The organism is Pseudomonas sp. PSE14 (genome assembly GCF_029203285.1).
GTDB lineage: Bacteria > Pseudomonadota > Gammaproteobacteria > Pseudomonadales > Pseudomonadaceae > Pseudomonas.
This window is the reverse complement of sequence record NZ_CP115669.1, coordinates 3,092,781-3,118,979: the sequence shown is the minus strand read 5'-3', so window position 1 is coordinate 3,118,979 and position 26,199 is coordinate 3,092,781. Positions and strand designations below refer to the sequence as shown.

Below are 26,199 nucleotides of genomic sequence, written 5' to 3'. Positions count from 1 at the left end.
CAAGGAAGCTCTCGTCCATGAACAACCTGCACCCTGAAAAGGAGTCGCTTGTGCACCGACCCATCGCCTGGCACGTCACCCATTGGAGCCATGATCCGTATTCCCTGGGGGCGTACAGCATGCTTCTGCCCGGCGCGACGCCAGCGCATCGCGCAGTCCTGGGCGAGTGCATGGGCGGTCGCCTGGTGATCGCGGGCGAGGCCTGCAACCCCAAGGCGCCGGCCATGGTCCACGGCGCCTGGGACGACGGTGTTCGCGCGGCGGACCTGGCGGTGCGTGCCGGCGCCCGGCGAGTCATCGTCATCGGCGCCGGATGTGCGGGCCTGGGTGCCGCCCGCCACCTTGGCGCGCAGGGTATCGACTGCGTCGTGCTCGAAGCGCGGGAGCGCATTGGCGGCCGCACGCACAGCCTGCAACTGGGGCCGGTGACCGTGGATGTCGGCGCCGCCTGGCTGCAGCAGTTCGGCGACAACGCCGTGGCCCGCGAGGCGGAACGGCTCGGGGTGCGCCTGGTCGGGACTGACTTCAACCAGCCTTTGGCGGCGGCCAGCGACGGACCGGTCGATGGCATCGAGGCCGCCTGGGAGGCGCTTCGCCAGGGAATAGATCGGCGTCTTCCCTTGGCCGAGGGCGTTGAGCGCTACCTGGCCGGTCTGACGCCGGAGCAGGCGCGCGCGACGCGTTACGCCATCGACGGCAACCTGATCATCGAGGCCTGCCGGCCGCTGGCGGAATTGTCGGTGGAGTCGCTCGACGAGGAGGGGGTCGGCAACGACGATCATTTCCTTCCCGACGGCTATCGCCAGGTCATCGACCATCTGGCGACCGGGCTCGACATCCGGCTCGGGCAACCCGTTACGCGGATCGACTGGCGCGACGGCGACGTGCGCGTGAATGACGAGCGCGGCGACTTCTGCATCTGCACCGTTCCGCTCGGCGTGCTCAAGACCCTGGAGTTCCTCCCCGAGCTGCCGCAGCCCCAACGGGAGGCATTGTCCCATCTGGGCATGGGGACGCTGGAGAAGGTCGTGCTGCAGTTCGACCAGCGCTGGTGGCCATGCTCTCCGAGCGGCTATCTGCGCTGGTACGACACGCCGGCGAGCTGGGTCGAATGGCTGGACTTGACCGATGCGGTCGGCAAACCCACGGTCGCCGGGCTGATCGCGGCGGATGCGGTGGAGCGGCAGTTCAGTGGCCGCAGCGATGAGGAGATTGCCCTGGCCGCCTGCGATGCCCTGCGGGCCTGGGCTCGTGCCGTCGAGGCAACGCTGTAAGGTGTGAGCGTTTCATGCTTCCGCCTGACTCGGCATCACAGCCTTTCCGCCGCTCCCGGTAATCCAGGGATAATGGCGGTTCGCGAGGCCCGACGGGCTTTCTGGTAAACAGCCCTGACACTCGATGTCAGAGGAGGTGCAGCATGGAACGATTCACCGGTGGTTGCCTGTGCGGCAACGTCCGCCTTGTGGCCACGGGGCGCCCCTATCGGGTCGGCCTGTGTCACTGCCTGGACTGCCGCAAGCATCATGGCGCGCTGTTTCATGCGTCGGCGATCTTCCCCGACGATGCGGTGACGGTCGAAGGCGAAACCCATGAGTACGCCGGGCGGCATTTCTGTCCCCGTTGCGGGTCGTCGGTGTTCGGGCGCAGCGGCGATGAAATCGAGGTGAATCTGGGCTCGCTGGATGCCCCGGACCAGTTCAAGCCCACCTACGAACTCTGGACCATCCGCCGCGAGGCCTGGCTGCCAGCGTTCCCGCTTTCGCGGCACTACGAGCGAGACCGGGATAGCACTGAGCGTTCCGAAGACTAGGCCGTCAGTGTGAGTCGTCTTCCGCCTGCTTCTTCAGGTGGAAACGGCAGACTTCGCCGTCGCGGTGGATGCATTCGAGGTGTTCGACGGGGTGCCCGGCGAGGGTGCCGATCAGCGTTAAGAGGAACGAAAAGGGACAGATTTATTTTTCTACTCTAAAGCCCTCTTGGAGGTCAGGAGTAGAGTGCTTAAATAAATCTTTCCCCTTTTTCCCTGCTTTTTCTCTCAGGTTACTTGCGGTAGTCGCTGAACTTGGCGGCGAACTGCTCCAGCGGCAGGTTGAGACCGTTGGCCACGTAGGAAACCGTGCGGTAGAAGCCGGCGAGCATCAGAATCTCGAGAATCTGATTGTCGTCGAAATGCTTCTTGACGTTGGCGAACTCTTCCTCGCTGAGCGTTGCGCGGTCGTGCAGCGCATCGATCGTCAACAGCAGTGCGGCGTCCGACTCGCTCCACTTCTCTACGTTGAGCGGGCACTCCAGGGTGTCGGAAACCTCTTCTTTCGAGAGGCCGGCCGTCTGACTGAAGGCCATGACGTGGACGCCCCATTCGTACTCGCAACCGGTGCGAGCGCAGACGCGGTCGATCACCAGTTCGCGCTGACGGAGTGTCAGCGGACTCGAGTCCAGCAGCGAACCACCGCGGAATTTCTTCCATGCCCGATCACTGCTCGCCAGAGTGGTGAACAGGGCCAGCGGCGGTACGCCAGGCCCCATGATCCTGTCGAATGCTGCCTGCACTTCTTCCGGATATGGTTTGCTGAGTGCCTCGATACGAGCCATGGTGTATCTTCCGCTATGAATAATGTAGCGGCGATGCTCGCTACGAATAACGTAGCAATCAAGGTCTATCAGCATGAATGATGATTCTTCCTCTGCCCCGCTGATGCCGCTCCGCCGTCGCCCGATCATGGCTCTGCTGGACCTGTTGGGTCAGAAGTGGGCGCTGAGAATTCTGTGGGAACTGCGTGGCGGGGCGCTCAATTCCAGGGCGTTGAGAGCCGCTTCAGGAAATATCTCACCCACGGTTCTCCAAAGCCGGGTCAATGAGCTTCGGGAGGCCGGCATCATCGCATCATGTCGCGATGGCTACTCGTTGACGCCGCTCGGTACTGAATTATCCGAGGTCATTACTCCTCTCTACTTTTTCGCCAGTAAATGGGCAGATGCCCTTGATGTAACAGAACGGGCCAGAGAAGGAACGAACACTGATTTAGCGCCATAGAAACAGCCTGCACATAGCGGCCGCTATGGGGCGGAAACGGCCCTTTCATGCATAGACAATCGAACCCTGATTTTCCGGCCGCCCGCAAAAAGTCCTTGGCAAAGCCCACCACTGGCCTATAGTTAGCCATATGGCTAACTATGAAGCGGCAATCAGCGACGTGTTCCAGGCGCTGGCGGACCCCACCCGCTGCGCCATTATCGGCGCGCTCGGTTTCGGCGCGCAGTCGGTGTCGACGTTGGCGGCGCCGTTCGACATGGCGCTGCCGTCCTTCATGAAGCACCTGACGGTGCTCGAACGCAGCGGGCTCATCCGCAGCCGCAAGAACGGTCGGACCCGCACCTGCGAGCTGGTGCCGGAACGGCTTGCCCAGGCCGAGCAATGGTTCGCCGAGCAGCGTGCCCTGTGGGAAGCGCGCTCGGATCGCATGGCCGAATTCGTCGAACAACTTCACCAAGAGGAGCAGGACCATGACCCGGAACACTGAACGCGACGACTCGCGCGACCTGATCATCACCCGTGTGCTCAACGCCCCGCGCAGCGCCTTGTGGCGCGCCTGGTCGGAACCCGAGTTGCTCAGGCAGTGGTGGTGCCCCAAGCCCTGGACCACCGAGGTACTGGCCTTCGACCTGAAGCCCGGCGGCGCTTTCCATACCTTGATGAAAGGGCCGGATGGCGGCGTCAGTGACAACCCCGGCAGCTTCCTCGAAGTCGTACCGGGCGAGTGCCTGGTGTTCACCTCGATGCTCACCGCAGGCTGGCGGCCGAACACGCCCTGGATGGGCTTCACCGCGATCATCACGATGACCGACGAAAGCGCCGGCTGCCGCTACACCGCCCACGTCATGCACCCCGACGATGCTTCGCGGGAGCAGCATGAGCAGATGGGCTTCTTCGACGGCTGGAACACTGTCATCACCCAGCTCGAAGAACTCGCCGCCACGCTGGGGTGATCAGATTTGCGTTCGAATCACGTGCAATTCAACCACTCATGATTTGAAGTCAAAAGACTTTGCCGCTCCGGCGCCTTAATCGCTGACAGCGAAGCCGGCAGACTGGGCTCCATTGGAACGATCAACCTTCCTGGAGCCCCAACATGAGCATTCCTTCCTTCGGCCTCGGCACCTTCCGCCTGACTGGCCAGGCCGTCATCGATTCGGTACGCACCGCGCTGGAGCTGGGCTACCGCGCCATCGACACCGCGCAGATCTACGGCAACGAGGCCGACATCGGCCAGGCCATCGCCGAGAGCGGCGTGCCGCGCTCCGAGCTGTTCCTCACCACCAAGATCTGGGTGGAGAACTACGCCGCCGACAAGCTGGTCCCCAGCCTGCGCGACAGCCTCGCCAAGCTGCGCACCGACCACGTCGACCTGACCCTGATCCACTGGCCTGCGCCGGGCAATGGCGTCGAGCTGACCGAGTACATGGCTGCGCTGGCCGAAGCCAAGAAGCTGGGCCTGACCCGCCAGATTGGCATCTCCAACTTCAACATCGAGCTGACCCGCCAGGCCATCGCCGCCGTGGGCGAGGGCGAGATCGCCACCAACCAGATCGAACTCAGCCCCTACCTGCAGAACCCGGCCCTGACCGCGTTCCTGAAAGAGCAGGGCATCAAGGTCACCTCCTACATGACCCTGGCCTACGGCAAGGTGCTGAAGGACCCGCTGCTGGCCGAGATCGCCGCCAAGCACAACGCCACCGTCGCGCAGGTCGCGCTGGCTTGGGCGCTGCAGTTGGGTTACGCGGTGATCCCGTCCTCGACCCGCCGCGAGAACCTGGCCAGCAACCTGCTCGCCCAGGAGCTGCGCCTGGATGCCGACGACATGGCGAAGATCGCCACGCTGGAGCGAAATGGCCGTGAAGTCAGCCCGGAAGGTCTGGCTCCGATCTGGGATTGATCGCCATGTCCGCACCTATGGATCGCCTGACTGCCGGCGGCTTCAGCGTCGGCCTCGAAGCTCCGCTGGACAACGACTGGACGCCCGCCGGTGAACTGGCGCGGCAGCAGGCCGGACGCCGCCACGGCGAACCGGACCTGGCCCAGCACGCGAAGCTCGCCCAGCTTGCCGACCGCCTCGGCTTCCGTGCCCTGTGGGTGCGCGACGTCCCACTCTATGACCCGTCGTTCGGCGATGCCGCCCAGGTTTTCGAGGTGTTTTCCTACCTCGGTTACCTGGCTGGCGTCACCCGCGACATCCTGCTCGGCACCGCTGCCGTGGTGCTGCCGATCCGCGAGCCGCTGCTGACCCTGAAGTCGGCCGCGACCGTGCAGCGCCTGAGCGGCGACCGCTTGCTGCTCGGCGTGGCCAGTGGCGACCGGCCGGTGGAGTACCCGCTGTTCGGCCGCGACTTCGAAGGCCGCGGCGGCAACTTCCGCGAGCAGATCGCACTGCTGCGCGATGCCGCGCGGTCGAGCCTGCCCGAAGGCATGGCCGTGCTGCCTGCTCCGACTTCACCGCTGCCGTTGTTGGTGGCGGGGCTGGCGCAGCAGAGCCCGGCCTGGATCGGCGCGAACCTCGACGGCTGCCTGGCCTATCCCGGCACGCCGGAAGACCACCAGCGTCGCGTCGCCAACTGGCGTGCGGTGGCCGGAGCCAAACCCTATTCGAGCTTCATCCACCTGGACCTGGCCGAGCGCGCCGACGAGCCCCTGCGGCGCTGGCGCTTCGGTTTCCGTGGCGGCCGTGACGCGCTGGCTGCCGAACTGCGTGCGCTGCGTGCCGCCGGCGTCGACCACGTCGGCCTGCAACTGCGCCGCAACCTGCGGCCCCTCGACGAGACCCTGCAGGAGATCGCCGAGTGCGTGCTGCCCGAATTCCATGCCCAATCGACCACGGCGGCCGCGCCGCTGGAGGAGATCTGCAATGTCTGAGAATGCATCCCCGCTGTTCCAACCCCATTCCCTGGGCGGCCTTGAACTGCCCAACCGCATCGTGATGCCGCCGATGACCCGCTCCCGCGCCAGCCAGCCGGGCGACGTGCCCAACGAGCTGATGGCCGAGTACTACGCCCAGCGCGCCAGCGCCGGCCTGATCGTCAGCGAGGGCACCTGGATTTCCCCGCTGGGCAAAGGCTATGCCTGGACCCCAGGCATCCATTCGCCGGCACAGGTCGCCGGCTGGCGCAAGGTCACCCAGGCGGTGCACGCCGCTGGCGGGCGCATCTTCGCGCAGCTCTGGCATGTCGGCCGGCTGAGCCATATCAGCCTGCTCGATGGCCAGGCGCCGGTATCCTCGTCGGCCATGCAGGCCGAGGGCGTCAACGTCTTCGTCGCCGAGACCGACGGCACCCCCGGCTTCGTCCAGGCCTCCAAGCCGCGTGCGCTGAAGACCGAGGAAATCCAGGGCATCGTCGATGAGTACCGTCAGGCCGCGCGCAATGCCATGGCTGCCGGCTTCGACGGTGTCGAGCTGCACGCCGCCAACGGCTACCTGGTCAACCAGTTCATCGACTCCAATGCCAACGACCGTACCGACCAGTACGGCGGCTCGCTGGAGAACCGCCTGCGCTTCCTCGGCGAAGTGGCCCAGGCGCTGATCGAAGGCACCGGCGACAAGAGCCGCGTCGGCATTCGCCTGGCGCCGCTGACCACCCTCAACGGCTGCGTCGACGCCGATCCGCAAACCACCTATCTCGCCGCCGCACGTCTGCTGGGCGAGATCGGCGTGGGTTACATCCACATCGCCGAAGCCGACTGGGACGACGCCCCGCACATGCCACTGGAATTCAAGCAGCGCCTGCGCGAGGTGTTCCCCGGCACCCTGATCTACGCCGGCAAGTACACCGCCGAGCGCGCCAACGCCGCGCTGAACGAAGGCTGGGCGGACCTGATCGCCTTCGGCCGGCCCTTCGTCGCCAACCCCGACCTGCCCGAGCGCCTGCGCCAGGGCGCGCCGCTCAACCCGCACCAGCGCGAAACCCTGTTCGGCGGTGGTGCCCATGGCCTCACCGATTACCCCAGCCTGGCCGTCGCCGCGACCGCCTGAACCCACCCAGGAATTCGAAGATGAAAGCCCTTGCAACACTCACCCTGGCCGCTGTGCTGCCGCTGGCCGTGCAGACTGCTTCCGCCGCGGACTGGTACCCATCCGCCTACGGCGCCAACGATGAAATCGGTGCCGCTAACCTGCTGACCCCCGAAGTGACGAAGCAGGCCGTGCAACTGGTCAGGACCGGCAAGACCTACCCGCTGGCCGTGCCCGTGGACAAGAACCTGCCGGCCTTCCGCCACCGCAGCTTCCACCTCTACAACATCCAGCCGGGCGAGCAGGGTGGGCAGTCCCTCGGCCCGAACAAGTTCACCTTCAATGACGAGCTGGTGAACGCCTGGACTGGCGTCGGCACCCAGCTCAACGGCATTGGCCACATCGGGATCGACAACCTTTACTACAACGGCAACAAGGCCGCCGACTTCGTCACCGTGGAAGGGGTGAAGAAGCTCGGCGTCGAGAAGGTCCCGCCGTTCGTGACCCGTGGTGTGGTGCTGGACATGACCGCGCACTACGGCAAGGCCATCGTTCCCGGCGGCACGGAGTTCAGCGTCGCCGACATCCAGGCGGTGCTGAAGAAGGAAGGCCTCACCCTGCGCAAGGGCGACGTGGTGCTGTTCAACACCGGCTGGCTGGAACTGATCGGCAAGGACAACCAACAGTTCCTCGAAGTCGAGCCAGGCATCGGCATGGAGGCCGCGAAGTGGCTGGCCGACCAGGGCATCGTCGCCTTCGGTGGCGACACCTGGGCCTCGGAGGTCTACCCCAATCCCCATGGCAAGGACGAGTTCCCGGTCAACCAGTACCTGCTCGCCAAGCGCGGCATCTACAACCTGGAACTGATCGACAGCCGCGCCCTGGTGCGCGACCAGGCCTGGGAGTTCCTCTTCGTCCTCGGTCAGCCGCTGTATGTCGGTTCAACCCAGGTCAACATCAATCCGGTGGCGATCAAATGAGCAAACCTGACCAAACCTCGCGCCCGCTATTCGCCGGCCGGGGCTTCCGCGTCGACTACGACGGCTTGTCCGCCCACAACCTCTATTCGGCGGACGGTAACAGCATCCGCTACGCCATCGTCTCCGGCCCCTACGCCGGTGCCCGTGGCGAGGCGGCCTGCCAGTGGCAGGAAATTGGCGATGGCGTCTACGTGATCTCCTGGCAGGAAGCCGACGGCGCTACCGTGGTGCACGTCGACGACTTCGCCAACGGGCGCTCGCAGGCGTTCTTCACTGCCACGGACCTCAGCTTCTACCGCATGCAGGGCCCGCTGACGGAAATCGACCCCGCCGAATACGGGGCCCAGGAGAGCGGAAAATGAAATCCGGTCGGGTTCTGTTCGCCCTGGCCATTGGCGCGTTCGGCATCGGTACCACCGAGTTCACTCCGATGGGGCTGTTGCCGGTGATCGCCGATGGCGTGCAGGTCAGCATCCCCACGGCGGGGATGCTGGTCACTGCCTACGCGGTCGGCGTCATGGTCGGCGCTCCGGTGATGACCCTGCTGTTCAGTCGCTTCGGCAAGCGCGCCGCATTGATGGCATTGATGGCCATCTTCACGGTCGGCAACCTGCTTTCGGCCATGGCGCCGGATTACTACACGCTGCTCGCCTCGCGGCTGGTCACCAGCCTCAACCATGGCGCCTTCTTCGGCCTTGGCGCGGTGGTGGCGGCGAGCGTGGTGCCCAGGGACAAACGGGCGAGCGCGGTGGCGACCATGTTCATGGGTCTGACCATCGCCAACATCGGCGGGGTCCCGGCGGCCACCTGGGTTGGCCAGCAGGTCGGCTGGCGCCTGGCCTTCGCCGGCACCGCCGGGCTCGGTGTGCTGGCCATGGCGGCGCTGTGGTTCGCCTTGCCCAAGGGCGAACGCGGCATGGTGCCTCACGTTCGCCGTGAGCTGGCAGTGATTGCCCGGCCCAGCGTGCTGCTGGCGATGGCGACCACGGTGCTGGGTGCGGGCGCGATGTTCACCCTTTACACCTACGTCGCCCCGGTGCTGGCCGAGCTGACCGGCGCCTCGAACAGCTTCGTCACCCTGGCGCTGGTGCTGATCGGTGTCGGCTTCACCCTCGGCAACAGCCTGGGCGGCCGTCTTGCCGACTGGTCGCTGGATGGCTCGGCACGCATCTTCCTCGGCGCGCTGGCGGTGATCATGCTGCTGTTGCCGCTGATCCTGAGCAGCCATGTGGGCGCTGCCGTGGGCCTGCTGCTGTGGGGCGTGGCCACCTTCGCCGTGGTGCCGCCGCTGCAGATGCGCGTGATGCACGCCGCCGCCGAGGCCCCGGGGCTTGCCTCGTCGATCAACGTGGGTGCCTTCAACCTTGGCAATGCCGTGGGCGCGGCACTGGGCGGTGGGGTAATCAGCCTGAATCTTGGCTACGCAGCGGTGCCAATGGCCGGCGGCTTGCTGGCCGCTGCCGGGCTGCTGCTGGTATGGCTGGGGAAGGCGCAGAAGGTCACGCTTGAAACGGCGGATAGCGCGTCGCGCGACAGTGCCTGATTCCGCTCGCGAAGGCTGTTCGAGAAGGCCGTCTCCATGCGAGGCGGCTTTTTTCGTTTCCCTTATTGCTGGTGGTCTTCAGCCTCGGGCGCGTCGCGTCCGGGGCGTTCTTGTTGTGCTATGTCGGGGTCATTGGCTCGATGGGGGAGGGAAAGGACCGCGCGGCTCGGGTTGAAACAAGTGCCTGCGTGATGCGCGCACAAACAAAAAGCCCCGGCCTGCTGGCCGGGGCTTGGTTCAGCGGATCAGACGAGGTGACGCCTGAGGTAGTCGGCTCAGATCGCCAGGCTGTCCACCACGCCGCCATCCACGCGCAGTGCCGCACCGGTGGTGGCGGAGGAGTAGGGCGAGGCGACGTAGGTGACCAGGGCCGCCACTTCGTCGACTTCGGCGACGCGCTGGATGATCGAGCTGGGACGTTCGCGGCGTACGAAGGCGTCGGCTTCCTCGCGCGGGGTACGGCCGGACTCGCGCACGGCGTCGGCCACCAGGTTGGCCACGCCTTCGGTGAAGGTCGGACCGGGGAGAACCGCGTTGACGGTCACGCCGGTGCCCGCCAGGCGTTTGGCCAGGCCATGGGAAACGGCCAGATTGGCGGCCTTGGTGACGCCGTAGTTGATCATCTGCGCGGGGATGGCGACGCCCGACTCTGACGACAGGAAGATCACCCGGCCCCAGCCGCGCTCGACCATGCCGGGGGTGTAGTGGCGGGCCAGGCGTACGCCGGAAAGCACGTTGATTTCGTAGAAGTCCAGCCAGTCCTGGTCGTCGGTGTCGTAGAAATCGACATCGTTGTAGATGCCCAGGTTGTTCACCAGGATGTCGGCGTGGGGCTCGGCGGCGAACAGGGTTTGCGCGCCGGCGGCATTGCCCAGGTCGGCGACTACGCCACGGGCCTTGCCCTTGGCTACGCGGATGCCGGCCACGGCCTCGTCCACGGAGGCGGCGTTGCGGCCGACGATGACGACTTCGGCGCCGGAAGCGGCCAGCTGGCGGGCGATGCCCAGGCCGATGCCGCCGGTGGAACCACTGATGATGGCGGTCTTGCCGCCGAGATCGATCTGCATGTTGGTAATCCTCATCCAGGGGGCGCGGGATGCGCCGGTAATCGACTGGATCTGGCGGCATCCTAGGGGTGGCCTGTAAGATCGTACATAACTTAATTCGACATACTTGAGTCCTAGAAGGTCATATGCTGGATCTCAGACAGCTCCGTTATTTCGTTGCCGTGGCCGAAGTCGAACACGTGGGCAAGGCGGCGGAGCAATTGCACATTTCCCAATCGCCGCTGAGCCGGCAGATCGCCCAACTGGAGGAGCGCCTCGGCCTGCAACTGTTCGAGCGTAGCCAACAGCGACTGCGCCTGACGTCCGATGGACGCACTTTCCTGCATGAGGCCAAGGCGCTGCTCAAGCACGCCGAGCGCCTGGAGTCCCTCGGCCGCCGGCTGGGCCGGGGCGAGACGGGTGGGCTGTGCGTCGGCTACGTCAGCCATGCCATCCATGCCGGAGTGCTGCCCGATGCGCTGCGCCGGGTGCGTGAGGAGCGGCCGGGCATCCACATCGCCCTCTACAACCTCTCGGCCCAGGAGCAGTTCGAAGGCCTGCGCCAGCGCAGCCTGGATATCGCCCTGGTCTGCGAGCCGCCGATGGCCGACGACCCGGACCTGCTGGCCTCGCCGGTGTTCAACGACCCGCTGCACCTCGCTTTGCCGCTGGGGCATCCCCTCGCCGACAAGGCCGTCATCGAGCCGGCCGACCTGCACGAGCAGGACTGGATCATGGTCGAGGGTCACTTGCAGCAGAGCCGTCGCGAGCAGTTCCTGGCCAGTTGCGTGGAAGCCGGCTTCACCCCGCAGATACGCCTGGAGGCGGCCGAGCCGCTGAGCGCCCTCGGGTTGGTGTCCGCCGGCCTGGGCCTGGCGCTGATCCAGCAGAGCATCGGCGGCGAGCGCAATCCCAACGTGGTGCTGCGCGAGCTGCCGTGGCTGGGGCAGAGCACCGGCCTGTGGGCGGCCTGGCACCGGGTTGATCTGCGGCCGATCGTGAGCGAGTTCCGCGAGATGGTGCTGGCCTGCTCGCAAGCCTGAGCGGCGCTTCCCGGCAAAATCACCAGGGCGGGGCAGGGTGAGGGATATGACATGATGGGTCTCAAGTCTGTCGAATTATGACTTGGACGGTCTCGGTTGGGCGGGCATAGGATTGCCGCCACTGGAGTTCACAAGCGACTCCCCCCAACCCGGAGAACCCCGTCATGAGTCTCAAGTCCCTGATCCCCACCCGCCTTGGTTTCGGCACCGCGCCGCTGGGCAACATGTTCCGCGCCGTGCCCGCCGAGGAGGTGCAGGCCACCGTCGACGCCGCCTGGAACAACGGCGTGCGCTACTTCGACACCGCGCCCTTCTACGGCGCCGGCCTTTCCGAAATCCGCCTGGGTGCCGCCCTGGCCAACCGCCCGCGTGACGAGTACGTACTCAGCACCAAGGTCGGCCGCATCATCCTCGACGAACTGGAAGACCCGGCGGCCCGCGAACTGGGCGAGAAGAGCGGCCTGTTCGAACACGGCAACCGCAACCGCATCGTCAACGACTACAGCGCCGACGCCACCCTGCGCTCCATCGAAGACAGCCTGAAGCGCCTGGGCACCGACCGCCTGGACATCGTCTGGATCCACGACATCGCCCAGGACTTCTACGGTGACCAATGGCTGACCCAGTTCGAGATCGCCCGCACCGGCGCCTTCCGTGTCCTCACCCGCCTGCGTGAAGAGGGCGTGATCAAGGCCTGGGGCCTGGGCGTGAACCGCGTCGAGCCGATCGAACTGACCCTCGACCTGGACGAGCCGCGCCCGGACGGCTTCCTCCTCGCCGGCCGCTACTCGCTGCTGGACCATGAGCGTGCCCTGCAACGCGTGATGCCGCAGGCGGTGGAGCAGGGCGTCGGCATCGTCGTCGGCGGCCCGTACAGCTCCGGTGTGACCGCCGGTGGCGAGCACTTCGAGTACCAGAAGGCCAGCCCGGCCGTGCTGGCCAAGCTCGAACGCATCCGCGCAGTGGCCCGTGCCCATGGCGTGGACGTGAAAGCTGCTGCCTTGCAGTTCGCCCTGGCCCATCCGGCCGTGGTGGCCGCGATCCCCGGCTCGACCCGCCCGCTGCACGCCAACGAAGACCACGCCGCGCTCAGCGCTGCCATCCCGGCCGCGTTCTGGAACGACCTGCGCGCCCAGGGCCTGATCAGCGCCGTGGCGCCGGTCCCCACCGTTTGACCTCCGCGCCGCCGGGCACAAGGCCCGGCGGCCAGCCTCGAATCCTCAGTTCACTGAATCATCGAATCATTGGGGCCAGAGCCCCGGGAGAAACATCATGGCCAAGGCCACTGCATTCATCGATCTCAACACCGACGCCGACACGGTCTGGCAACTGATCGGCGGCTTCGATTCGCTGCCCGACTGGCTGCCCTTCATCCCGCAGAGCGCCCTCAGCGAAGGGGGCCGCGTGCGCACCCTGAAGAGCGTCGACGGCGACACCATCATCGAGCGCCTGCTGGACTTCAACGAAGCCAGCCGCAGCTACAGCTACACCATCCTCCAGGGCCCGGCGCCGGTGCGCGACTACCAGTCGACCCTGCGTGTGGCGGCTGGCAGCGATGGCAAGGGCGCCCGCGTGGAATGGTTTGGCTCGTTCACCCCCGAAGGCATCAGCGACGCGGAAGCCACCACGCTGTTCACCGGCATCTATGTCGATGGCCTGGCGGCGCTCAAGCAAAGCCTGGAAGGCTGATCGCCCTCGAAGAAAAGCCCCTTGCCCAGCCCAGGCAAGGGGCTTTTTTCGTTTTGCCGGGCCCGGATGATGCGCCGTCGCCGGCCAGGGCAGTGGCTATACTCTCGGCTGCGCCAGGGCTGGATCTGCCGCGGGCGCGTCCACTTCGGCGGAGGATGGTCAATGAATGCACCTGGTCCCGTTGTCAGGCCGACGATCCTGATCGTCGACGATACGCCCGAGAATCTCACGCTGCTGACCGAGCTGCTCAAGCTGCCTTACCGGGTCAAGGCCGCCAGGAGCGGTGAGAAGGCCTTGCAGATCGCCAGTTCCGACGAACCACCGGACCTCATCCTGCTGGATGTGATGATGCCGGGCATGAGCGGCTTCGAGGTGTGTCGGCGCCTGCGGGAGCAGCCGGGCACGCGGCATATCCCGGTGATCTTCATCACCTCCCAGGGCGCCACCGATGACGAGGTGCGTGGCCTGGAGCTCGGCGCGGTGGACTATCTGACCAAGCCGATCAACCCACCGACCGTGCTGATGCGCGTGGACAACCAGCTGCGCATCAAGGCTGCCAACGACTTCCTGCGCGACCAGAATGACTTCCTGGAACAGGAAGTGCAGCGGCGCACCCGCGAGGTGGCGGCCATCCAGGACGTGACCATTCTGGCCATGGCCTCCCTGGCGGAGACCCGCGACAACGAAACCGGTAACCATATCCGCCGCACCCAGCACTACGTCAGCGCACTGGCCGAACACCTGAAACAGCATCCGCGCTTTGCCGCCGAACTGGATGAGGAAACCCGCCACCTGCTGTTCAAGTCGGCGCCGCTGCACGATATCGGCAAGGTCGGTATCCCGGATCACATCCTGCTCAAGCCCGGCCGCCTCACCGCCGAGGAATTCGAGCTGATGAAGACGCACACCACGCTGGGGCTCGAGGCCTTGGAGACGGCAGAGGCGCGGCTGGGCATGGATGTTCCCTTCCTCCGGCTGGCGAAGCAGATCGCCTATGGACATCACGAGAAATGGGATGGCTCGGGCTATCCCCAGGGTCTGGCGGGCGATGCGATTCCGCTGTCGGCACGGTTGATGGCGGTGGCCGATGTCTACGATGCGCTGATCAGCCGGCGGGTCTACAAGACCGGGATGCCCCATGAGGGCGCCGCGGAGTTCATCCGCTCCCAGCGCGGCCTGCATTTCGATCCGGACATCGTCGATGCCTTCATCGCCTTGCAGGATGAGTTCCGCGGCATCGCCGAGCGCTTCTGCGACCGTGACAGCGATCTGGCCGGGAAGACCTGACCCGGCCGAAACACGCCAGCTCTGCCAGGAGGCGGCACGATGGTGACACCGCTCGACTATCTTCAGCGTCTGCGGCTGCGTACCCGGTTGGTGCTGGGTTTCGGTGGCATCCTGCTGCTCGCGCTGTTCCTCGGGCTGTACAGCCTGAACGTCCAGCGCAAGCAGAACGAACAGATCAACCAGATCTACGAGCAGGAAATGCTCGGCCTCTCGCACATCGAGGCGGCCCGCGTCGCGCTGGCGGGTATGGGTAGAAACGTCCGGCAGATCGTGCTCGCCACCAATGAGAGCGGGAGAGAGCAGGCGATCAGGGATTTCAACGAAGGCAAGGCGACCCTGCGCGAGGAAATCGAACAGGCCCGCCCGCTCATCTCTCGAGCCCGCGCCCAACAGGAACTGATCCGCTTCGAATCCGCCTACGAGGAGTACCAGGCGCAGGTGGATCGGGTGGTGGAGCTGAACGACCAGCCTGCCGGTGAAGGAAAGCCTACCGACCTTGCGGCTATCTCGCTGCTCTCGTCCACGGCGTTGCAGCGTCCTGCCGAGGTGGCCAACCAGGCCTTGGCCGAGGTGGCTCAGATCAAGCGCAAGGGGGCGGACCTGGAGGTCAATCTCGCCTCGGAACGCTTTCACCACAGCGTCCAGCTGACCTTCTGGCTGCTGGCGTTGGGCGTGGGCGGCGGCGTGCTGTTCGGCATCCTGATCAGTCTGTCGATCCGCCGCCCGGCCGACCTGCTGCGCTACTCGGTGGATGCCCTGAGCAAGGGAGAACTGGGGGTGGATGTCCCGTTCCAGGACTACCCCAACGAAGTCGGCGAGATGGCGCGGGCGATCACCGCGTTGCAGTCCGAGGCCCGGCAGATGGCCAACCAGCGCTGGGTGAAGACCCAGGTGGCGACGCTGAGCAGCGAAATGCAGTCGGTTGCCGGCTCCAATGCACTGGGCGACCGGACCCTGGCGGCACTGGCTCCGCCCCTGGGGCTGCGCCGCGCCTCGGTGCATGTCCATGAGGAGGACAGCCATGAACTGGTACTGCTGGGCAGCTACGCGGCGCCGGCCGATCTGCCCCGGCGCCTGCCAGTGGGACAGGGGCTGATCGGCCAGTGCGCGAAACAGCGGCAGCCGATCCACCTGCGTAATCCCGAGCGCGCCCTGGAGGGAGAATACGCGCCTCCGCAGTTCCTCGAAGTGCTGCCGCTGATACACGGCGAGCGCCTGGTGGGCGTGCTCGCGCTGGAGGTGCTGGAAGGTTTCAGCCCGAGCCGACGCACGCTGCTCGACGAATTCCTGCCGTTGCTCGCCATGAACCTGGAAATCCTCGAACGCACCTCGCGCACCCAGCAGTTGCTGACGGAAACCCTGACCCAGGCCGAGCTGATGGAGCGCCAGGCCGCCGACCTTCAGGCGCAGAAGCAGGAGTTGGAGTCCCAGCAGCAGGAAATCCAGGCCACCAAGGCCTGGTACCAGGGCATCCTCGAATCGGCGCCCGACGGCATGCTGGTGGTGGAGCAGAGCGGCCGGATCATCCTGGCCAACCCCAAGCTGGAAGTCTTGTTCGGCTATGCCCAGGGCGAGCTGCTCGGGCGCTCGGTGGATGAACTGGTGCCCGAGGTTCATCGCGAGCACCATGTGCAGCAGCGCCACGGCTTCATGGACGAGCAGGGTAGCCGCCAGATGGGCCGGGGCATCGCCGACCTGCATGGCCTGCGCAAGGACGGTAGCCGGTTCTCCGTGGAGATCGCCCTGGCGCCGCTGCCGGACCTGCTCGGCCACGGCGTCTGCGTGTGCGCCTCGGTGCGCGACATCAGCGAACGGCGCGCTATGGAAGCGGCCCTGCAGGAGAGCGAAAAGCGCCTGCAGTACATCCTCGACTGCAGCCCGGTCAGCGTTGCTATCTCGACCCAGGAGCATCTGCATCTGGTCAATCCAGCCTTCCATGAGAACTTCGGGCTCCAGGCTGGCGACGAGGCGCGCGGACTCTATGTCGACCCGGCCGAGCGCGAGACGATCTGGAGCCACATGCTTGCCGGTGAGCGGATGCTGGAGCGCGAGGTACGCCTGTACGACCGCAAGGGGGGCGAGCGGGACATCCAGGCGACTTACCTGCCCATCCGCCACCACGGTGAATTCGCCGTGCTGGGTTGGTTGTACGACATTACCGAGCGCAAGCTGGCCGAGCAGCAGATGCGCCGCGCCAAGGAGCTGGCCGAGGAGGCGACGCGGGCCAAGAGTGAGTTCCTGGCCAACATGAGCCATGAAATCCGCACGCCGATGAACGTGATCATCGGCATGAGCAGCCTCGCCTTGAAGAGCGGGCTCGACGCGCGGCAGCACAACTACGTGCAGAAGGTGCATCGTTCCGCCGAAGGGCTGCTCGGCATCATCAACGACATCCTCGACTTCTCGAAGATCGAGGCCGGGATGATGTCGGTGGAACATGTCGAGTTCCGCCTGGAGGACGTGCTCGAACAGTTCTCCGGCCTGGTCGGTTTCAAGGCGGAAGAGAAGTCGTTGGAGCTGCTGTTCCAGCTCAGCCACGATCTGCCCACGGCCCTGGTGGGCGATCCGCTGCGCCTGGGCCAGGTCCTGCTCAACCTGGGCAACAATGCGGTGAAGTTCACCGAGCACGGAGAGATCGTTCTCGGCATCGAGCCGGTCGCGCTCGGCGAGGACGAGACGGAGCTGCACTTCTGGGTTCGCGACACCGGTATCGGCATGACAGCCGAGCAGTGCGGGCGCATGTTCCAGTCCTTCATCCAGGCCGACTCCTCGACCTCGCGCCGTTACGGCGGCACCGGCCTGGGGCTGTCGATCTGCAAGAGCCTGGTGGAGCTCATGGGCGGACGCATCTGGGTCGACAGCGAGCCGGGCAAGGGCTCGGTCTTCCATTTCCATGCACGCTTCGGCGCCCACCCGGCCGCTGCGCCACGGCGCATGCTGCGGGCGGACGAGTTGCTCGGTGTGCGGGCGCTGGTCGTGGATGACAACGCCTCGGCCCGCGAGATCCTCTCGGGCATGGCGCTGAGCTACGGGCTGGAGGTGGACATCGCGCGCAACGGCGCTGAAGCCCTGGAGTGGATCGCCGAGGCCGAGCAGAAGCGCCTTCCATATCAACTCGTGCTGGTCGACTGGCAGATGCCGGTGGTGGATGGCATCGAGGTCGTCGCGCGCTTGCAGACGGGCCATTGCGAGAGCGTTCCGGCGGTGATCATGGTGACCGCCTTCGGCCGCGAAGAAGCCCTGGATGCCGCGCAGGACCGGGGTGTCGAACTGGGCACGGTGCTGACCAAACCGGTAACGCCCTCGACCCTGCTGGAAGCGATCAACATCGCCCTGGGCAGGGAAAGCACCGCCGAGCCGCGCAGCCGCGAGCGGGAAAGCGCCACGGCGGAGGCCCTGGCCGATGTTGCCGGCAGCCGCGTGCTTCTGGTGGAGGATAACGAGCTGAACCAGGAACTGGCCCTGGAGCTGCTGGGTGACGCCGGCATCGAAGTAGTGCTGGCCTGCAATGGTCAGGAGGCACTCGATCGCCTGGCGGCCGACCAGGCTTTCGACGGCGTGCTCATGGACTGCCAGATGCCGGTGCTCGACGGCTATTCGGCGACCCGCGCGCTGCGCCAGCGTCCGGAGTTGAGCCAGTTGCCAATCATCGCGATGACCGCCAACAACATGGCCGGCGACCGGGAAGAGGCGTTGCTGGCCGGCATGAACGATCACATCGCCAAGCCGATCGACCCGCCGGCGATGTTCCTCACCCTGTCCCGCTGGTTGCCCCCGTACCGCGCGCAGAGGTCGAAGGCTGTGCAGGTGCCGAGCGAAACGAAACCGCAGGAAGTCAGCCTGCCCGGCATCGACGTGCAAGCCGGCCTTGTGACCTGCTCCGGCAAGCAGGCGCTCTATGAGCGGTTGCTGCGCCGGTTCCAGTCCAGTTACGGCGACTTCATCGCGCAGTTCCAGGCCATCGATGGGCAAGACGACCCGACGGCGGAACGCAGGGCCGCCCACTCGCTACGCGGCGCAGCCGCCAACATTGGCGCTGCCGCGCTGGCGAGTGCCGCGGCGGCACTGGAGGAGGGCTGCCGTATACAGGCGCCCGCAGAACGCATCGCCGAGCTGCTGGGGGATGTGCAGACGGAGCTGACACCTGTGCAGAACGGACTCGCGAGCTTCCTTGCCAGTACCGAGGCCGAATCGGTGGCTGGTGCTGCCGATCCGGGCCAGGCCGCGGCCCTGATGCGCCAGTTGCGGGAGCTGCTGATGCGCAGCGACACCCGCGCCGGGGAGCTTGTCGGTCGACTCTGCAGCCTTTACCGGGGCCAGGACGAACTGGCGGCCCTGCGGGAGCTGGCCACGGCTATCGAAGACTTCGACTACGACCTGGCCCTGGAGCGACTGGGTGGGATTCCGGTTGCAGCCCAGTAGTCGGTGGGCACAAGGTCACCGGGCCGGCGCTGCCGCCCGGCTCACGGGGTCTCCTGCGGAAACACCAGCGGCGGCTGGTCCAGGTCGATGGCGCTCTGGGTGGTGGCGGCGACGCGGGTCTTGAGCCATTCGCTGAAGGCTTTCACCACGGCGCGTTCGGCCTTCACCGGGTCGGTCACCAGGTAGTAGTTGCGGTTGGACTGGATGGTGATGTCGAAGGGGCGCACCAGCAGGCCGCGGCTCAGGGCGTCGCCGCTGAGCAGGTTGTCGCCGATGGCCACGCCCTGGCCGGCGATGCAGGCTGCGATGGTGCTGGTGGCGTCGGCGAACAGCACGCCGGAGGTGAACTCGATGTCCCGCGCCCCGACCGCACCCAGCCAGAGGCGCCAATCGGCGAAGTCGTTCATGTGCAGCAGGGTATGGCCGGCCAGGTCGGCCGGGGACTTCAGACTGTTGCGGACGTTGAGCAGGCGGGGGCTGCAGACCGGGAAGAAGTGCAGGGCGACGAGGGGCTCGACGATCTGGTTGGGCCAGTCGCCGGCGCCGTAGGCAATGAACAGGTCGGCCTCCGCCGCGCTGGTGTCCTGCGGCACGCGGGGCGTGACCACGTGCAGTTGCACCTGCGGGTACTGCGCGAGGAAGTCGCCCAGGTGCTGGCACAGCCAGTAGGTGGCGAACCCTGGATTGGAACTGACGCACAGGCGGCCGATGACCTGCTGCTCGTCGAAGCTGCTGCCGGCCAACTGCACCTCGGCGAGGATGCGCCGCACGTCGCGGGCGTAGCGCTCGCCCCGGTAGGTGAGGCGGATGCCGCGCCCGGTGCGCTCGGTGAGGGCGAAGCCCAGGCGTTCCTCCAGGGTCGCGATGCGGTGGCTCACCGCGCTGCGGGTGAGGTTCAGCTCCGTGGCGGCGGCGGACACGCTGCCCAGCCGCGCCACGGCGTCCAGCGCGCGCAGGGCGGTCATCGAGGGAAAGTGCATGGGGCTTCCTGGCCGGTGTCTTACCGGTGAATGGTGAAACTATCTGGACAAAGAGGCCAAATTGTTTCGCTTGTTGTGAGTTTGGCTTCACCAATACTAGGCCACACGACAACAACAACAGGCAACGATGAGGAAGCCCGCCATGTCGAAGTTCAAGGCCTACGTCCAGCAGTGGATCGACGAGCACCGCCAGCAGTTGTCCGACTGGCACCAGGTGATCTGGCATTTCGCCGAGCCGGCTTTCCGCGAGTACAAGTCCTGCGCCTGGTACGTGGAGCTGCTGCGCCGCGAAGGCTTCACGGTGGAAGAGGGCAGCGGCGGCATGCCCACCGCCTTCGTCGCTATCTTCAGCAATGGCGAAGGCCCGGTGCTCGCCACCTACGCCGAGTACGACGCGGTACCCGGCAACTGCCAGGCGGCGGCGACCCGGCCGATGCCGCGCGAGGGCCTGTCGAAGTACGCGCCGGGCCACACCGACCCGCACTCCGCGCTGGGCATGAGCGCCCTGGGCGGTGTACTGGCGGCCAAGGCGGCGATGCTGGAGTTCGGCATCAAGGGCACCCTCAAGTTCTTCGGCGAGCCGGCGGAAAAGCTCCGTGCCTCCAAGCCGGTGCATGCCGCCAAGGGCTACTACGACGACATCGACGCGGCCGTCAGCTTCCACCCCACCTACATGCTGCCGCTGAACAACACCACCACCTGGGACACCCACTGCGGCATCGCCTATTCGTACATCTACACCTTCACCTGCGAAGACCCGCAGAACTGGATCGCCGCCGACCGCTACAGCCCGATCCCGCAGAACCACCTGGCGGCCCGTGCGCCGGGCGCCAACGACGCGCTGGTGCACTTCTACACCCTGAACGAAAGTCTGCGCCGCTCGACGCTGCCTTTCACCGGGCTGTGGAGCTTCAACGAAGCCATCCTCACCGCCGGCCAAGCTACCGCCGACAACCTGCCGCCGCACATCTCGCAGATCCAGTACCTGCTGCGCTGCGACTCCATCGAGCAGGCCGAGACCATCTCCACGGTGATGGACAACAACGCGGCCGCTGCCGCACTGGCCACCGGCTGCAAATGGAAGAAGACCTGGGTCTGCAAATCCCGCGGCGGCCTGGCCAACCACGCCCTGGCCCAGGCCTGCTACGACAACCTGGCCGAAATAGGCGCGCCGACCTGGGGCGAGGCGGCGATTGCGGTTGCTCGCGAAATCCAGGTGAACCTCGGCCTCGAACCGATGGACGAGCCCTTCCTGCCGGCCACCGAAGCCCTGGTCGAACCCCAAGAGTGCGAGCGTCAGCTGCGCCTGCAGATGCCGGCCTGGCAGAAGTACCTGACCTCGGACGACTACCCCGAGTACACCTGGCATTGCCCGACCGTGCGCCTGTATGTGGCGCGGCCGATGCTGTCGGCGCCGGCCGGCTACACCTACCCGGACTGGGTCGCCAACGCCCTGGGTGGCATCCGCGAGACCATCGACCCGATGATCGAGGTGGCGTCGAAAACCATCGGCAGCACGCTGATCGAACTGTTCACCGAGCCCGACCTGCTGGCCGAGGCCACCCGCGAGTTCAACGAACGCACCGGTGGTGGCATTGGCGGCACGCAGTGGCAGGCGCCGCTGTTGCCGAAGGACTTCCAGGTGCCGCACCGCTTCCGCTGGCCGGAGTACATCCGCACGGTGCGGGGCGAGGAGTGGTGGATTCCCGCGCGGGACGATGAGTGAGCACCGAGGACTGACGAAACTGGCACCCGGCATTGAGCCGGGTGCTGGCAGGTTGCGCGGGGGCGCTGGCCCGACGGGCGGCCATTTGTCCCGGAGGATTATTGACTCAGGTCCATGAATAGCCGAAGACGCGTTGTCCTGCCGCGTTTCGTCCTACAGACTTTTGCCTCATGTATACACTTTGAGGCTTGAATCATGCGCAAATCATTCACTGCACTGGCATTTTCCATTCTGGCGTCACAGGGCGTCGTTGCGGGTGAAACCGCCAACACGGCGGTCGGCGGCGGCTTGGGTGGGGCCCTGGGAAGTGTGGTCGGTCAGGCCGTTGGTGGAAGCACCGGCGCGGCGATCGGCGCAGGCGTCGGTGGCGCCGCGGGTGGCGCGGTGACGGCGAAGGACGGCAAGAAGACCGAAGCGGCCATCGGTGGCGGGCTTGGCGCCGCCGGTGGGCAGGTGATCGGCAACAGCATGGGGGGCTCCACGGGCGGCGCGATCGGTGCCGGCCTGGGTGGTGCTGCGGGCAGCGCCGTTGGCAATAGCCTGGCCGATGACAACGACCACCATGACAACCACAAGTCGAGCCACAAGCACAAACATAAGCACAAGTAGGGCCACGGAGCCTGGACACTCACGCTGACAGGCCATCTTTCGATGGCCCTGCAGCCTGAGTACGAGGCAGAAGAGCTCTCCATTCCAGGGGAGGCGAAGTCTGGCTGGAACTGAGGGCGTCGCCCGAGTGGACGACGCCGCTGAAGACAAGCAGCAGCGATCAGTGGACCGAGAGTTCCAGGATGTCGTCGCCGTACTCATCCCGTTCCCCAGTCGGCACCCAGCCCAGGTATCGATAGAAACCATGGGAGCGAACCTTCGGATCGCTGGAGCAGGCCAGGAACAGGCGCTTGAATCCTTGGCGCGCCAGCGTCTCTATCATCAGTCCGAGCAAGGTCTTGCCGATTCCCTGTCCCTCGTAGGCGGGGAGCAGGGCGAGAACGACGATCTCACCGGATTCCACGTCGCCGAAGCAGTAGCCGATCATCTGGCCTTCCCGGCAGGCTACAAAGCCGGGACAACTGCCATCCTGGATACCACGGCTCCATGACTCGGCGGTGATGCCCAATGCACGCAGCTCCTCCTCGGAAAAGGCGTTTTCTCTCGTCAGTCCGCGGATCGTGATGCACAGGGCAGCGTCATCAGGTACGGCAGGGCGATACGTCAGGTCGGTCATGGGGCGATTTCACTGTAAGGGCGAAGACAGGATGCATCCGCTATCGGTTCACGCGTGCATCGGCGAGGACACAAAGCAGCTCGAACATCAGCGTCGCGGCATTGAGGGCAGTTATTCCGGAAGGGTCCAGGTCCGGAGCGACCTCCACCACGTCGCCTCCGATGAGGTTGAGTCCGCGCAGTCCTTTCAGCAGGCGCATGGCTTCCCGCATCGAGATGCCGCCGGCTTCGGGGGTGCCGGTTCCGGGTGCGAAGGCAGGGTCGAGTCCGTCGACATCGAATGACACGTAAGTCTGGCCGTCACCCACGACCCTGCCTACTTCCCTGAGCACGCCCTCGACGCCGAGGTCGTCGAACTCCTCGATGAAGATGACCCGCATGCCGCATTCGAGGCTGTAGTTCGGGGTGCCCGAATGTTCGGAGCCACGGATGCCGATCTGGATGGTGCGCAGTGGATCGAGAAGGCCGTCCTCGACCGCTCTGCGGAACGGCGCCCCGTGGAAGAATTTCGACCCGTAGAGGCTGTCCCAGGTATCGGTATGCGCGTCGATGTGGACCATGCCGATAGGGCCGTCCTTCGCCAGCGCCTTGAAGATCGGGTAGGTGATCGAATGGTCCCCGCCAACCGTGAGCGGCATGATATTGCGCGCGCAAATCTCCTGGTAATAGTTCTCGATGCAGGCATGGGCGTCCTCGATGTTGTACATGCGATCGAGGTAAACGTCGCCCAGATCGCGAATGTTGCACAGGTCGAACGGGGCAATGCCCGAGGCGTGATTCCGGGTGCGCATCAGACAGGATTGCTGCCGGACTCCACGGGGGCCGAGGCGCGCGCCAGGCTTGAACGACGTGCCGCCATCGAACGGCACGCCAATCAGGCCGATATCGACCCCATCCAGCGTGTCCGCGACCGGGGCACGCATGAAGCTCGCGATTTCGTTAAATCTCGGGCGCTTCTGCGGGTCGTATGAAGTCCCGTCCGAGAAGTTGGTTTTGAGTCTGGAGTCGGACATGGTTACCCCCGCAGTTGTCGCAAGCCTGGAAAGCGTTGCCGTTTCTTGTTGTTCAGTGCCAGGCAACAGTCTTGAAACATATGCATTCAGCGCAATGGACTGTCGATATGGCGTCGCGCTTCATTTAATCGGCTGTTCAGTCCGGGATAAATAGCGGATCGTGAAGTGCTTGGTTAATGATATTGTGAATATAATTCCATGATTCTTGACAGGCTTTCGGCATTGTGCGAACAAGGCGGGTCAATGGCGTGCTCGGTGCAGGATGAAAGAGAACATATACAACATTCGTCTGCTGCGGGTTTTTGTTGCCGTGGTCAGGAACAAGGGATTTTCTGCGGCGCAGCAGGACCTGAACATGTCGACGCCGGCCATCAGCGGCTATATGAGCCAGCTCGAAGCGCAGCTAGGCATGCAACTGTGCAGCCGCGGCAGATCAGGGTTCAGCCTGACCAGTAAAGGGCAGTTGATTTACGATGAGGCGCAGAATCTCTTGAACCAGATCGATGGTTTCGAGAACTATGTGCTTGAATTGAAGGGCGAGTTACGCGGGACGATTTCAATAGGGATACTCGATTCCATGATCACCGACAAGCAGGTCAACATAGTGGATCTGCTTGGGAACTTTGCATCGAAGCACCCCAAGGTGCATGTCAATCTTAAAGTGCTGAGTCCTTTCGAACTTCAACGGGAAGTCCTCGAAGGAAAGATCGATCTGGCAATCGGCTCGTTGCCGACGAAGATGAGCGGATTGAAATATATCGATCTCTATATCGAGCAACATTGGCTGTATTGCAGCGACAGGCATCCATTGTCACGGGAGTTGCGCAAGACCCCGGAGACGATCAGGCAGCACGCCCTGGTCAAACGGGGCTACTGGTCGAGCGCGGAAGTGGCACGGCACGGATTCAAGGAGTGCTCCGCCACCATCGACAGCATGGAGGCCGAGCTGATCCTGGTGTTGTGCGGGAGCTATATCGGCTATCTGCCGGATCATCTGGCTCAGCAGTGGGAGATGCAGGGCCGGCTGATCAGGCTCCTACCAGAGCACTTTGGCTATCAGGCCGAATTCTCGCTCATCATGAAGAATGGGCGAACCCGCGAGCCGCTGATCCAGGCGTTCAGGGATGAAATGACGGAGCTCTATGACAAGGAGGTTGGGTACCCGGTCAGGTAAAGCGTGCTGGATTCCGGCGTATTGGGTCATAATCCTGCCGTGTGCAGAACATTGACGCTCCATGATGATTGGCACCGCTCTGGTTGCGTGCGGATGTCAGCGATTGGTAGTCTGATAGTTAATAATATTAATAAATATCCGGGTGTGTGATGGCGATCAAGGTGATGGAGGCTCGCGAGGTTGACGAGCCGCGTGCGGTGCTGCCGGGTTGGGAAGAGCAGTACACGCAGATGTCAGCTGGTCGCTTTTGCGGTCGCCTTGTGCACGCGGAGACGGGCGCGGTCCAGCTCTACGAAGAACGCATGAACCTGCGGGTCGAGCAGGAATTCCATGCCCCCGCCGATACCCTGGTGTTCAGCTTCGACATGAACGACAGCGCCCTCTACCTGCTGGATGGGCACACGCACAACGCCTGGGTCACTCCCGAGAATTACCGTGAAGTCGCTGTGGTCCTGAAGGACGCCTCCACCTGGGGACGCTCCGCCGCAGACTTCGAAGGCCTGGTGCTGCAGCCGCTGCGCTCGGCGAATTGCAGCGCCTTTGCCACCTCCCTGAGCCAGTTGCTGGCCGGGGCCGTGGAAGGCAACGTCAATGTGGATGCGCCCGGATTCGCCCAGCAGGTCGCCGAGGGTTGTTTCTCGTTGCTGGACGAGGCCGTGGAGGTAGGGCAGCGCCGTCGCTCCGACCGCAGTGCCAAGCGGGTCGTCGAGCGGGTGAAGGAGGTGGTCAACGACTGTCCGCAGGACAGCTTCGGCGTCCCAGAGCTGGCGCAGATCGCCGGTGTCTCGGTGCGGCAGTTACAGCAGTCGTTCGTCCAGTATGCCGGCATGCCGCCCACCGTCTGGCTGCGCAATCGCCGCCTGAACGCTGCCCGGCGTGACCTGCTGGCCGCCGGTGGCGCCGGGGTCAATGTCGCGGAGATCGCGATGCGCTGGTCGTTCTGGCATCTGGGGCGATTCTCCCAGGCCTACCAGGCGCTCTTTGGCGAGTATCCGAAGGCGACGCTCAAGCGCGGAGCCGAGCGCTGCGCCGTGAGCATGCTGCCGAGCTGAAAAAAAGCGGAGCCCCCTC

At 65.1% G+C, this 26,199-nt stretch carries 25 protein-coding genes; 20 read left to right on the top strand and 5 right to left on the bottom strand.

The genetic code is table 11. The annotated features are described in order from the left end of the window. The first annotated feature begins 17 nt into the window (after positions 1 to 17). Complete coding sequence (locus O6P39_RS14265; RefSeq protein ID WP_275607158.1) at positions 18 to 1,274, top strand: FAD-dependent oxidoreductase; 1,257 nt, start codon at positions 18 to 20, stop codon at positions 1,272 to 1,274. Between the two features lie 143 nt (positions 1,275 to 1,417). Beyond that, a complete protein-coding gene (locus tag O6P39_RS14260; protein ID WP_275607157.1) occupies positions 1,418 to 1,810 on the top strand; it encodes a GFA family protein in 393 nt (130 codons plus the stop codon). 230 nt (positions 1,811 to 2,040) lie between these two features. Here O6P39_RS14260 and O6P39_RS14255 read toward each other — a convergent pair whose 3' ends face one another. Next, the gene (locus O6P39_RS14255; RefSeq protein WP_275607156.1) at positions 2,041 to 2,592 is read right to left on the bottom strand and encodes a carboxymuconolactone decarboxylase family protein; all 552 of its coding nucleotides are present in this window, start codon (positions 2,590 to 2,592) and stop codon (positions 2,041 to 2,043) included. Positions 2,593 to 2,665: 73 nt separating this feature from the next. Between O6P39_RS14255 and O6P39_RS14250 the strand changes: the two genes are divergently transcribed. From O6P39_RS14250 to O6P39_RS14210, 9 genes are all read left to right on the top strand, one after another. Continuing rightward, a complete protein-coding gene (locus tag O6P39_RS14250) occupies positions 2,666 to 3,034 on the top strand; it encodes a helix-turn-helix domain-containing protein (RefSeq protein ID WP_275607155.1) in 369 nt (122 codons plus the stop codon). A 130-nt stretch (positions 3,035 to 3,164) separates the two neighbouring features. Next, the gene (locus tag O6P39_RS14245) at positions 3,165 to 3,521 is read left to right on the top strand and encodes a metalloregulator ArsR/SmtB family transcription factor (protein ID WP_275607154.1); all 357 of its coding nucleotides are present in this window, start codon (positions 3,165 to 3,167) and stop codon (positions 3,519 to 3,521) included. Further along, on the top strand, positions 3,505 to 3,987 hold the full coding sequence (locus tag O6P39_RS14240; RefSeq protein WP_275607153.1) for an SRPBCC family protein: 483 nt from the start codon (positions 3,505 to 3,507) through the stop codon (positions 3,985 to 3,987). The genes O6P39_RS14245 and O6P39_RS14240 overlap by 17 nt, the downstream gene beginning before the upstream one ends. A 143-nt stretch (positions 3,988 to 4,130) precedes the next feature. Next, positions 4,131 to 4,934, top strand: coding sequence for a 2,5-didehydrogluconate reductase DkgB (gene dkgB / locus O6P39_RS14235; RefSeq protein ID WP_275607152.1), 804 nt, complete (start codon positions 4,131 to 4,133; stop codon positions 4,932 to 4,934). 5 nt (positions 4,935 to 4,939) lie between these two features. Further along, positions 4,940 to 5,908 (top strand): TIGR03571 family LLM class oxidoreductase, encoded by a 969-nt coding sequence (locus tag O6P39_RS14230; RefSeq protein ID WP_275607151.1) that lies wholly within the window; start codon positions 4,940 to 4,942, stop codon positions 5,906 to 5,908. Further along, the gene (locus tag O6P39_RS14225) at positions 5,901 to 7,022 is read left to right on the top strand and encodes an alkene reductase (RefSeq protein ID WP_275607150.1); all 1,122 of its coding nucleotides are present in this window, start codon (positions 5,901 to 5,903) and stop codon (positions 7,020 to 7,022) included. The genes O6P39_RS14230 and O6P39_RS14225 overlap by 8 nt, the downstream gene beginning before the upstream one ends. Positions 7,023 to 7,042: 20 nt before the next feature. After that, complete coding sequence (locus tag O6P39_RS14220) at positions 7,043 to 7,981, top strand: cyclase family protein (RefSeq protein ID WP_275607149.1); 939 nt, start codon at positions 7,043 to 7,045, stop codon at positions 7,979 to 7,981. After that, positions 7,978 to 8,343: an adenylate cyclase gene (locus tag O6P39_RS14215; protein ID WP_275607148.1), complete on the top strand. Its 366-nt coding sequence runs from the start codon at positions 7,978 to 7,980 to the stop codon at positions 8,341 to 8,343. Before O6P39_RS14220 ends, O6P39_RS14215 begins: the two co-directional genes overlap by 4 nt. Further along, entirely contained in the window at positions 8,340 to 9,524 is a 1,185-nt protein-coding gene (locus tag O6P39_RS14210) for an MFS transporter (RefSeq protein WP_275607147.1), read from the top strand. The genes O6P39_RS14215 and O6P39_RS14210 overlap by 4 nt, the downstream gene beginning before the upstream one ends. A gap of 275 nt (positions 9,525 to 9,799) precedes the next feature. On the opposite strand, the gene O6P39_RS14205 is transcribed toward O6P39_RS14210, so the two are convergent. Continuing rightward, on the bottom strand, positions 9,800 to 10,591 hold the full coding sequence (locus tag O6P39_RS14205) for an SDR family oxidoreductase (RefSeq protein ID WP_275607146.1): 792 nt from the start codon (positions 10,589 to 10,591) through the stop codon (positions 9,800 to 9,802). Positions 10,592 to 10,716: 125 nt separating this feature from the next. Between O6P39_RS14205 and O6P39_RS14200 the strand changes: the two genes are divergently transcribed. The 5 genes from O6P39_RS14200 to O6P39_RS14180 all read left to right on the top strand — a co-directional run bounded on the left by O6P39_RS14200 (position 10,717) and on the right by O6P39_RS14180 (position 19,011). Then, positions 10,717 to 11,613: a LysR substrate-binding domain-containing protein gene (locus O6P39_RS14200; protein ID WP_275607145.1), complete on the top strand. Its 897-nt coding sequence runs from the start codon at positions 10,717 to 10,719 to the stop codon at positions 11,611 to 11,613. Positions 11,614 to 11,777: 164 nt separating this feature from the next. Continuing rightward, complete coding sequence (locus O6P39_RS14195; RefSeq protein WP_275607144.1) at positions 11,778 to 12,788, top strand: aldo/keto reductase; 1,011 nt, start codon at positions 11,778 to 11,780, stop codon at positions 12,786 to 12,788. A 97-nt stretch (positions 12,789 to 12,885) separates the two neighbouring features. After that, complete coding sequence (locus tag O6P39_RS14190; RefSeq protein WP_275607143.1) at positions 12,886 to 13,302, top strand: SRPBCC family protein; 417 nt, start codon at positions 12,886 to 12,888, stop codon at positions 13,300 to 13,302. A gap of 162 nt (positions 13,303 to 13,464) precedes the next feature. Next, positions 13,465 to 14,589 (top strand): two-component system response regulator, encoded by a 1,125-nt coding sequence (locus tag O6P39_RS14185; protein ID WP_275607142.1) that lies wholly within the window; start codon positions 13,465 to 13,467, stop codon positions 14,587 to 14,589. Between the two features lie 39 nt (positions 14,590 to 14,628). Continuing rightward, on the top strand, positions 14,629 to 19,011 hold the full coding sequence (locus tag O6P39_RS14180; protein WP_275607141.1) for a response regulator: 4,383 nt from the start codon (positions 14,629 to 14,631) through the stop codon (positions 19,009 to 19,011). A 41-nt stretch (positions 19,012 to 19,052) separates the two neighbouring features. Here the strand turns inward: O6P39_RS14180 and O6P39_RS14175 are convergent, their stop codons facing one another. Next, positions 19,053 to 19,991 carry a LysR substrate-binding domain-containing protein gene (locus tag O6P39_RS14175; protein ID WP_275607140.1) on the bottom strand — a complete coding sequence of 313 codons (939 nt, stop codon included), beginning with the start codon at positions 19,989 to 19,991 and terminating at the stop codon, positions 19,053 to 19,055. 142 nt (positions 19,992 to 20,133) lie between these two features. On the opposite strand from O6P39_RS14175, the gene O6P39_RS14170 reads away from it, so the two are divergent. Together O6P39_RS14170 and O6P39_RS14165 are read left to right on the top strand one after the other, a co-directional pair. Next, positions 20,134 to 21,717, top strand: a complete 1,584-nt coding sequence (locus O6P39_RS14170) for an amidohydrolase (RefSeq protein WP_275607139.1) — start codon at positions 20,134 to 20,136, stop codon at positions 21,715 to 21,717. A gap of 195 nt (positions 21,718 to 21,912) precedes the next feature. Further along, complete coding sequence (locus tag O6P39_RS14165; RefSeq protein WP_275607138.1) at positions 21,913 to 22,326, top strand: glycine zipper domain-containing protein; 414 nt, start codon at positions 21,913 to 21,915, stop codon at positions 22,324 to 22,326. Positions 22,327 to 22,486: 160 nt separating this feature from the next. On the opposite strand, the gene O6P39_RS14160 is transcribed toward O6P39_RS14165, so the two are convergent. Further along, a complete protein-coding gene (locus tag O6P39_RS14160) occupies positions 22,487 to 22,942 on the bottom strand; it encodes a GNAT family N-acetyltransferase (RefSeq protein ID WP_275607137.1) in 456 nt (151 codons plus the stop codon). 40 nt (positions 22,943 to 22,982) lie between these two features. Beyond that, entirely contained in the window at positions 22,983 to 23,954 is a 972-nt protein-coding gene (gene speB, locus O6P39_RS14155) for an agmatinase (RefSeq protein WP_275607136.1), read from the bottom strand. Positions 23,955 to 24,216: 262 nt separating this feature from the next. Here speB and O6P39_RS14150 point away from each other — a divergent pair, with 262 nt between their 5' ends. Beyond that, positions 24,217 to 25,128, top strand: a complete 912-nt coding sequence (locus O6P39_RS14150) for a LysR family transcriptional regulator (protein WP_275607135.1) — start codon at positions 24,217 to 24,219, stop codon at positions 25,126 to 25,128. A gap of 302 nt (positions 25,129 to 25,430) precedes the next feature. After that, positions 25,431 to 26,180 carry a helix-turn-helix domain-containing protein gene (locus O6P39_RS14145; protein ID WP_275607134.1) on the top strand — a complete coding sequence of 250 codons (750 nt, stop codon included), beginning with the start codon at positions 25,431 to 25,433 and terminating at the stop codon, positions 26,178 to 26,180. Positions 26,181 to 26,199 lie beyond the last annotated feature (19 nt).

What these genes read in the sequence shown, in the direction of transcription:
- O6P39_RS14265 (WP_275607158.1), top strand. Translation starts at nt 18, where the DNA reads ATGAACAACCTGCACCCTGAAAAGGAGTCGCTTGTGCACCGACCCATC.
- O6P39_RS14260 (WP_275607157.1), top strand. Translation starts at nt 1,418, where the DNA reads ATGGAACGATTCACCGGTGGTTGCCTGTGCGGCAACGTCCGCCTTGTG.
- O6P39_RS14255 (WP_275607156.1), bottom strand. Translation starts at nt 2,592, where the DNA reads ATGGCTCGTATCGAGGCACTCAGCAAACCATATCCGGAAGAAGTGCAG.
- O6P39_RS14250 (WP_275607155.1), top strand. Translation starts at nt 2,666, where the DNA reads ATGAATGATGATTCTTCCTCTGCCCCGCTGATGCCGCTCCGCCGTCGC.
- O6P39_RS14245 (WP_275607154.1), top strand. Translation starts at nt 3,165, where the DNA reads ATGGCTAACTATGAAGCGGCAATCAGCGACGTGTTCCAGGCGCTGGCG.
- O6P39_RS14240 (WP_275607153.1), top strand. Translation starts at nt 3,505, where the DNA reads ATGACCCGGAACACTGAACGCGACGACTCGCGCGACCTGATCATCACC.
- dkgB (WP_275607152.1), top strand. Translation starts at nt 4,131, where the DNA reads ATGAGCATTCCTTCCTTCGGCCTCGGCACCTTCCGCCTGACTGGCCAG.
- O6P39_RS14230 (WP_275607151.1), top strand. Translation starts at nt 4,940, where the DNA reads ATGTCCGCACCTATGGATCGCCTGACTGCCGGCGGCTTCAGCGTCGGC.
- O6P39_RS14225 (WP_275607150.1), top strand. Translation starts at nt 5,901, where the DNA reads ATGTCTGAGAATGCATCCCCGCTGTTCCAACCCCATTCCCTGGGCGGC.
- O6P39_RS14220 (WP_275607149.1), top strand. Translation starts at nt 7,043, where the DNA reads ATGAAAGCCCTTGCAACACTCACCCTGGCCGCTGTGCTGCCGCTGGCC.
- O6P39_RS14215 (WP_275607148.1), top strand. Translation starts at nt 7,978, where the DNA reads ATGAGCAAACCTGACCAAACCTCGCGCCCGCTATTCGCCGGCCGGGGC.
- O6P39_RS14210 (WP_275607147.1), top strand. Translation starts at nt 8,340, where the DNA reads ATGAAATCCGGTCGGGTTCTGTTCGCCCTGGCCATTGGCGCGTTCGGC.
- O6P39_RS14205 (WP_275607146.1), bottom strand. Translation starts at nt 10,591, where the DNA reads ATGCAGATCGATCTCGGCGGCAAGACCGCCATCATCAGTGGTTCCACC.
- O6P39_RS14200 (WP_275607145.1), top strand. Translation starts at nt 10,717, where the DNA reads ATGCTGGATCTCAGACAGCTCCGTTATTTCGTTGCCGTGGCCGAAGTC.
- O6P39_RS14195 (WP_275607144.1), top strand. Translation starts at nt 11,778, where the DNA reads ATGAGTCTCAAGTCCCTGATCCCCACCCGCCTTGGTTTCGGCACCGCG.
- O6P39_RS14190 (WP_275607143.1), top strand. Translation starts at nt 12,886, where the DNA reads ATGGCCAAGGCCACTGCATTCATCGATCTCAACACCGACGCCGACACG.
- O6P39_RS14185 (WP_275607142.1), top strand. Translation starts at nt 13,465, where the DNA reads ATGAATGCACCTGGTCCCGTTGTCAGGCCGACGATCCTGATCGTCGAC.
- O6P39_RS14180 (WP_275607141.1), top strand. Translation starts at nt 14,629, where the DNA reads ATGGTGACACCGCTCGACTATCTTCAGCGTCTGCGGCTGCGTACCCGG.
- O6P39_RS14175 (WP_275607140.1), bottom strand. Translation starts at nt 19,991, where the DNA reads ATGCACTTTCCCTCGATGACCGCCCTGCGCGCGCTGGACGCCGTGGCG.
- O6P39_RS14170 (WP_275607139.1), top strand. Translation starts at nt 20,134, where the DNA reads ATGTCGAAGTTCAAGGCCTACGTCCAGCAGTGGATCGACGAGCACCGC.
- O6P39_RS14165 (WP_275607138.1), top strand. Translation starts at nt 21,913, where the DNA reads ATGCGCAAATCATTCACTGCACTGGCATTTTCCATTCTGGCGTCACAG.
- O6P39_RS14160 (WP_275607137.1), bottom strand. Translation starts at nt 22,942, where the DNA reads ATGACCGACCTGACGTATCGCCCTGCCGTACCTGATGACGCTGCCCTG.
- speB (WP_275607136.1), bottom strand. Translation starts at nt 23,954, where the DNA reads ATGTCCGACTCCAGACTCAAAACCAACTTCTCGGACGGGACTTCATAC.
- O6P39_RS14150 (WP_275607135.1), top strand. Translation starts at nt 24,217, where the DNA reads ATGAAAGAGAACATATACAACATTCGTCTGCTGCGGGTTTTTGTTGCC.
- O6P39_RS14145 (WP_275607134.1), top strand. Translation starts at nt 25,431, where the DNA reads ATGAACCTGCGGGTCGAGCAGGAATTCCATGCCCCCGCCGATACCCTG.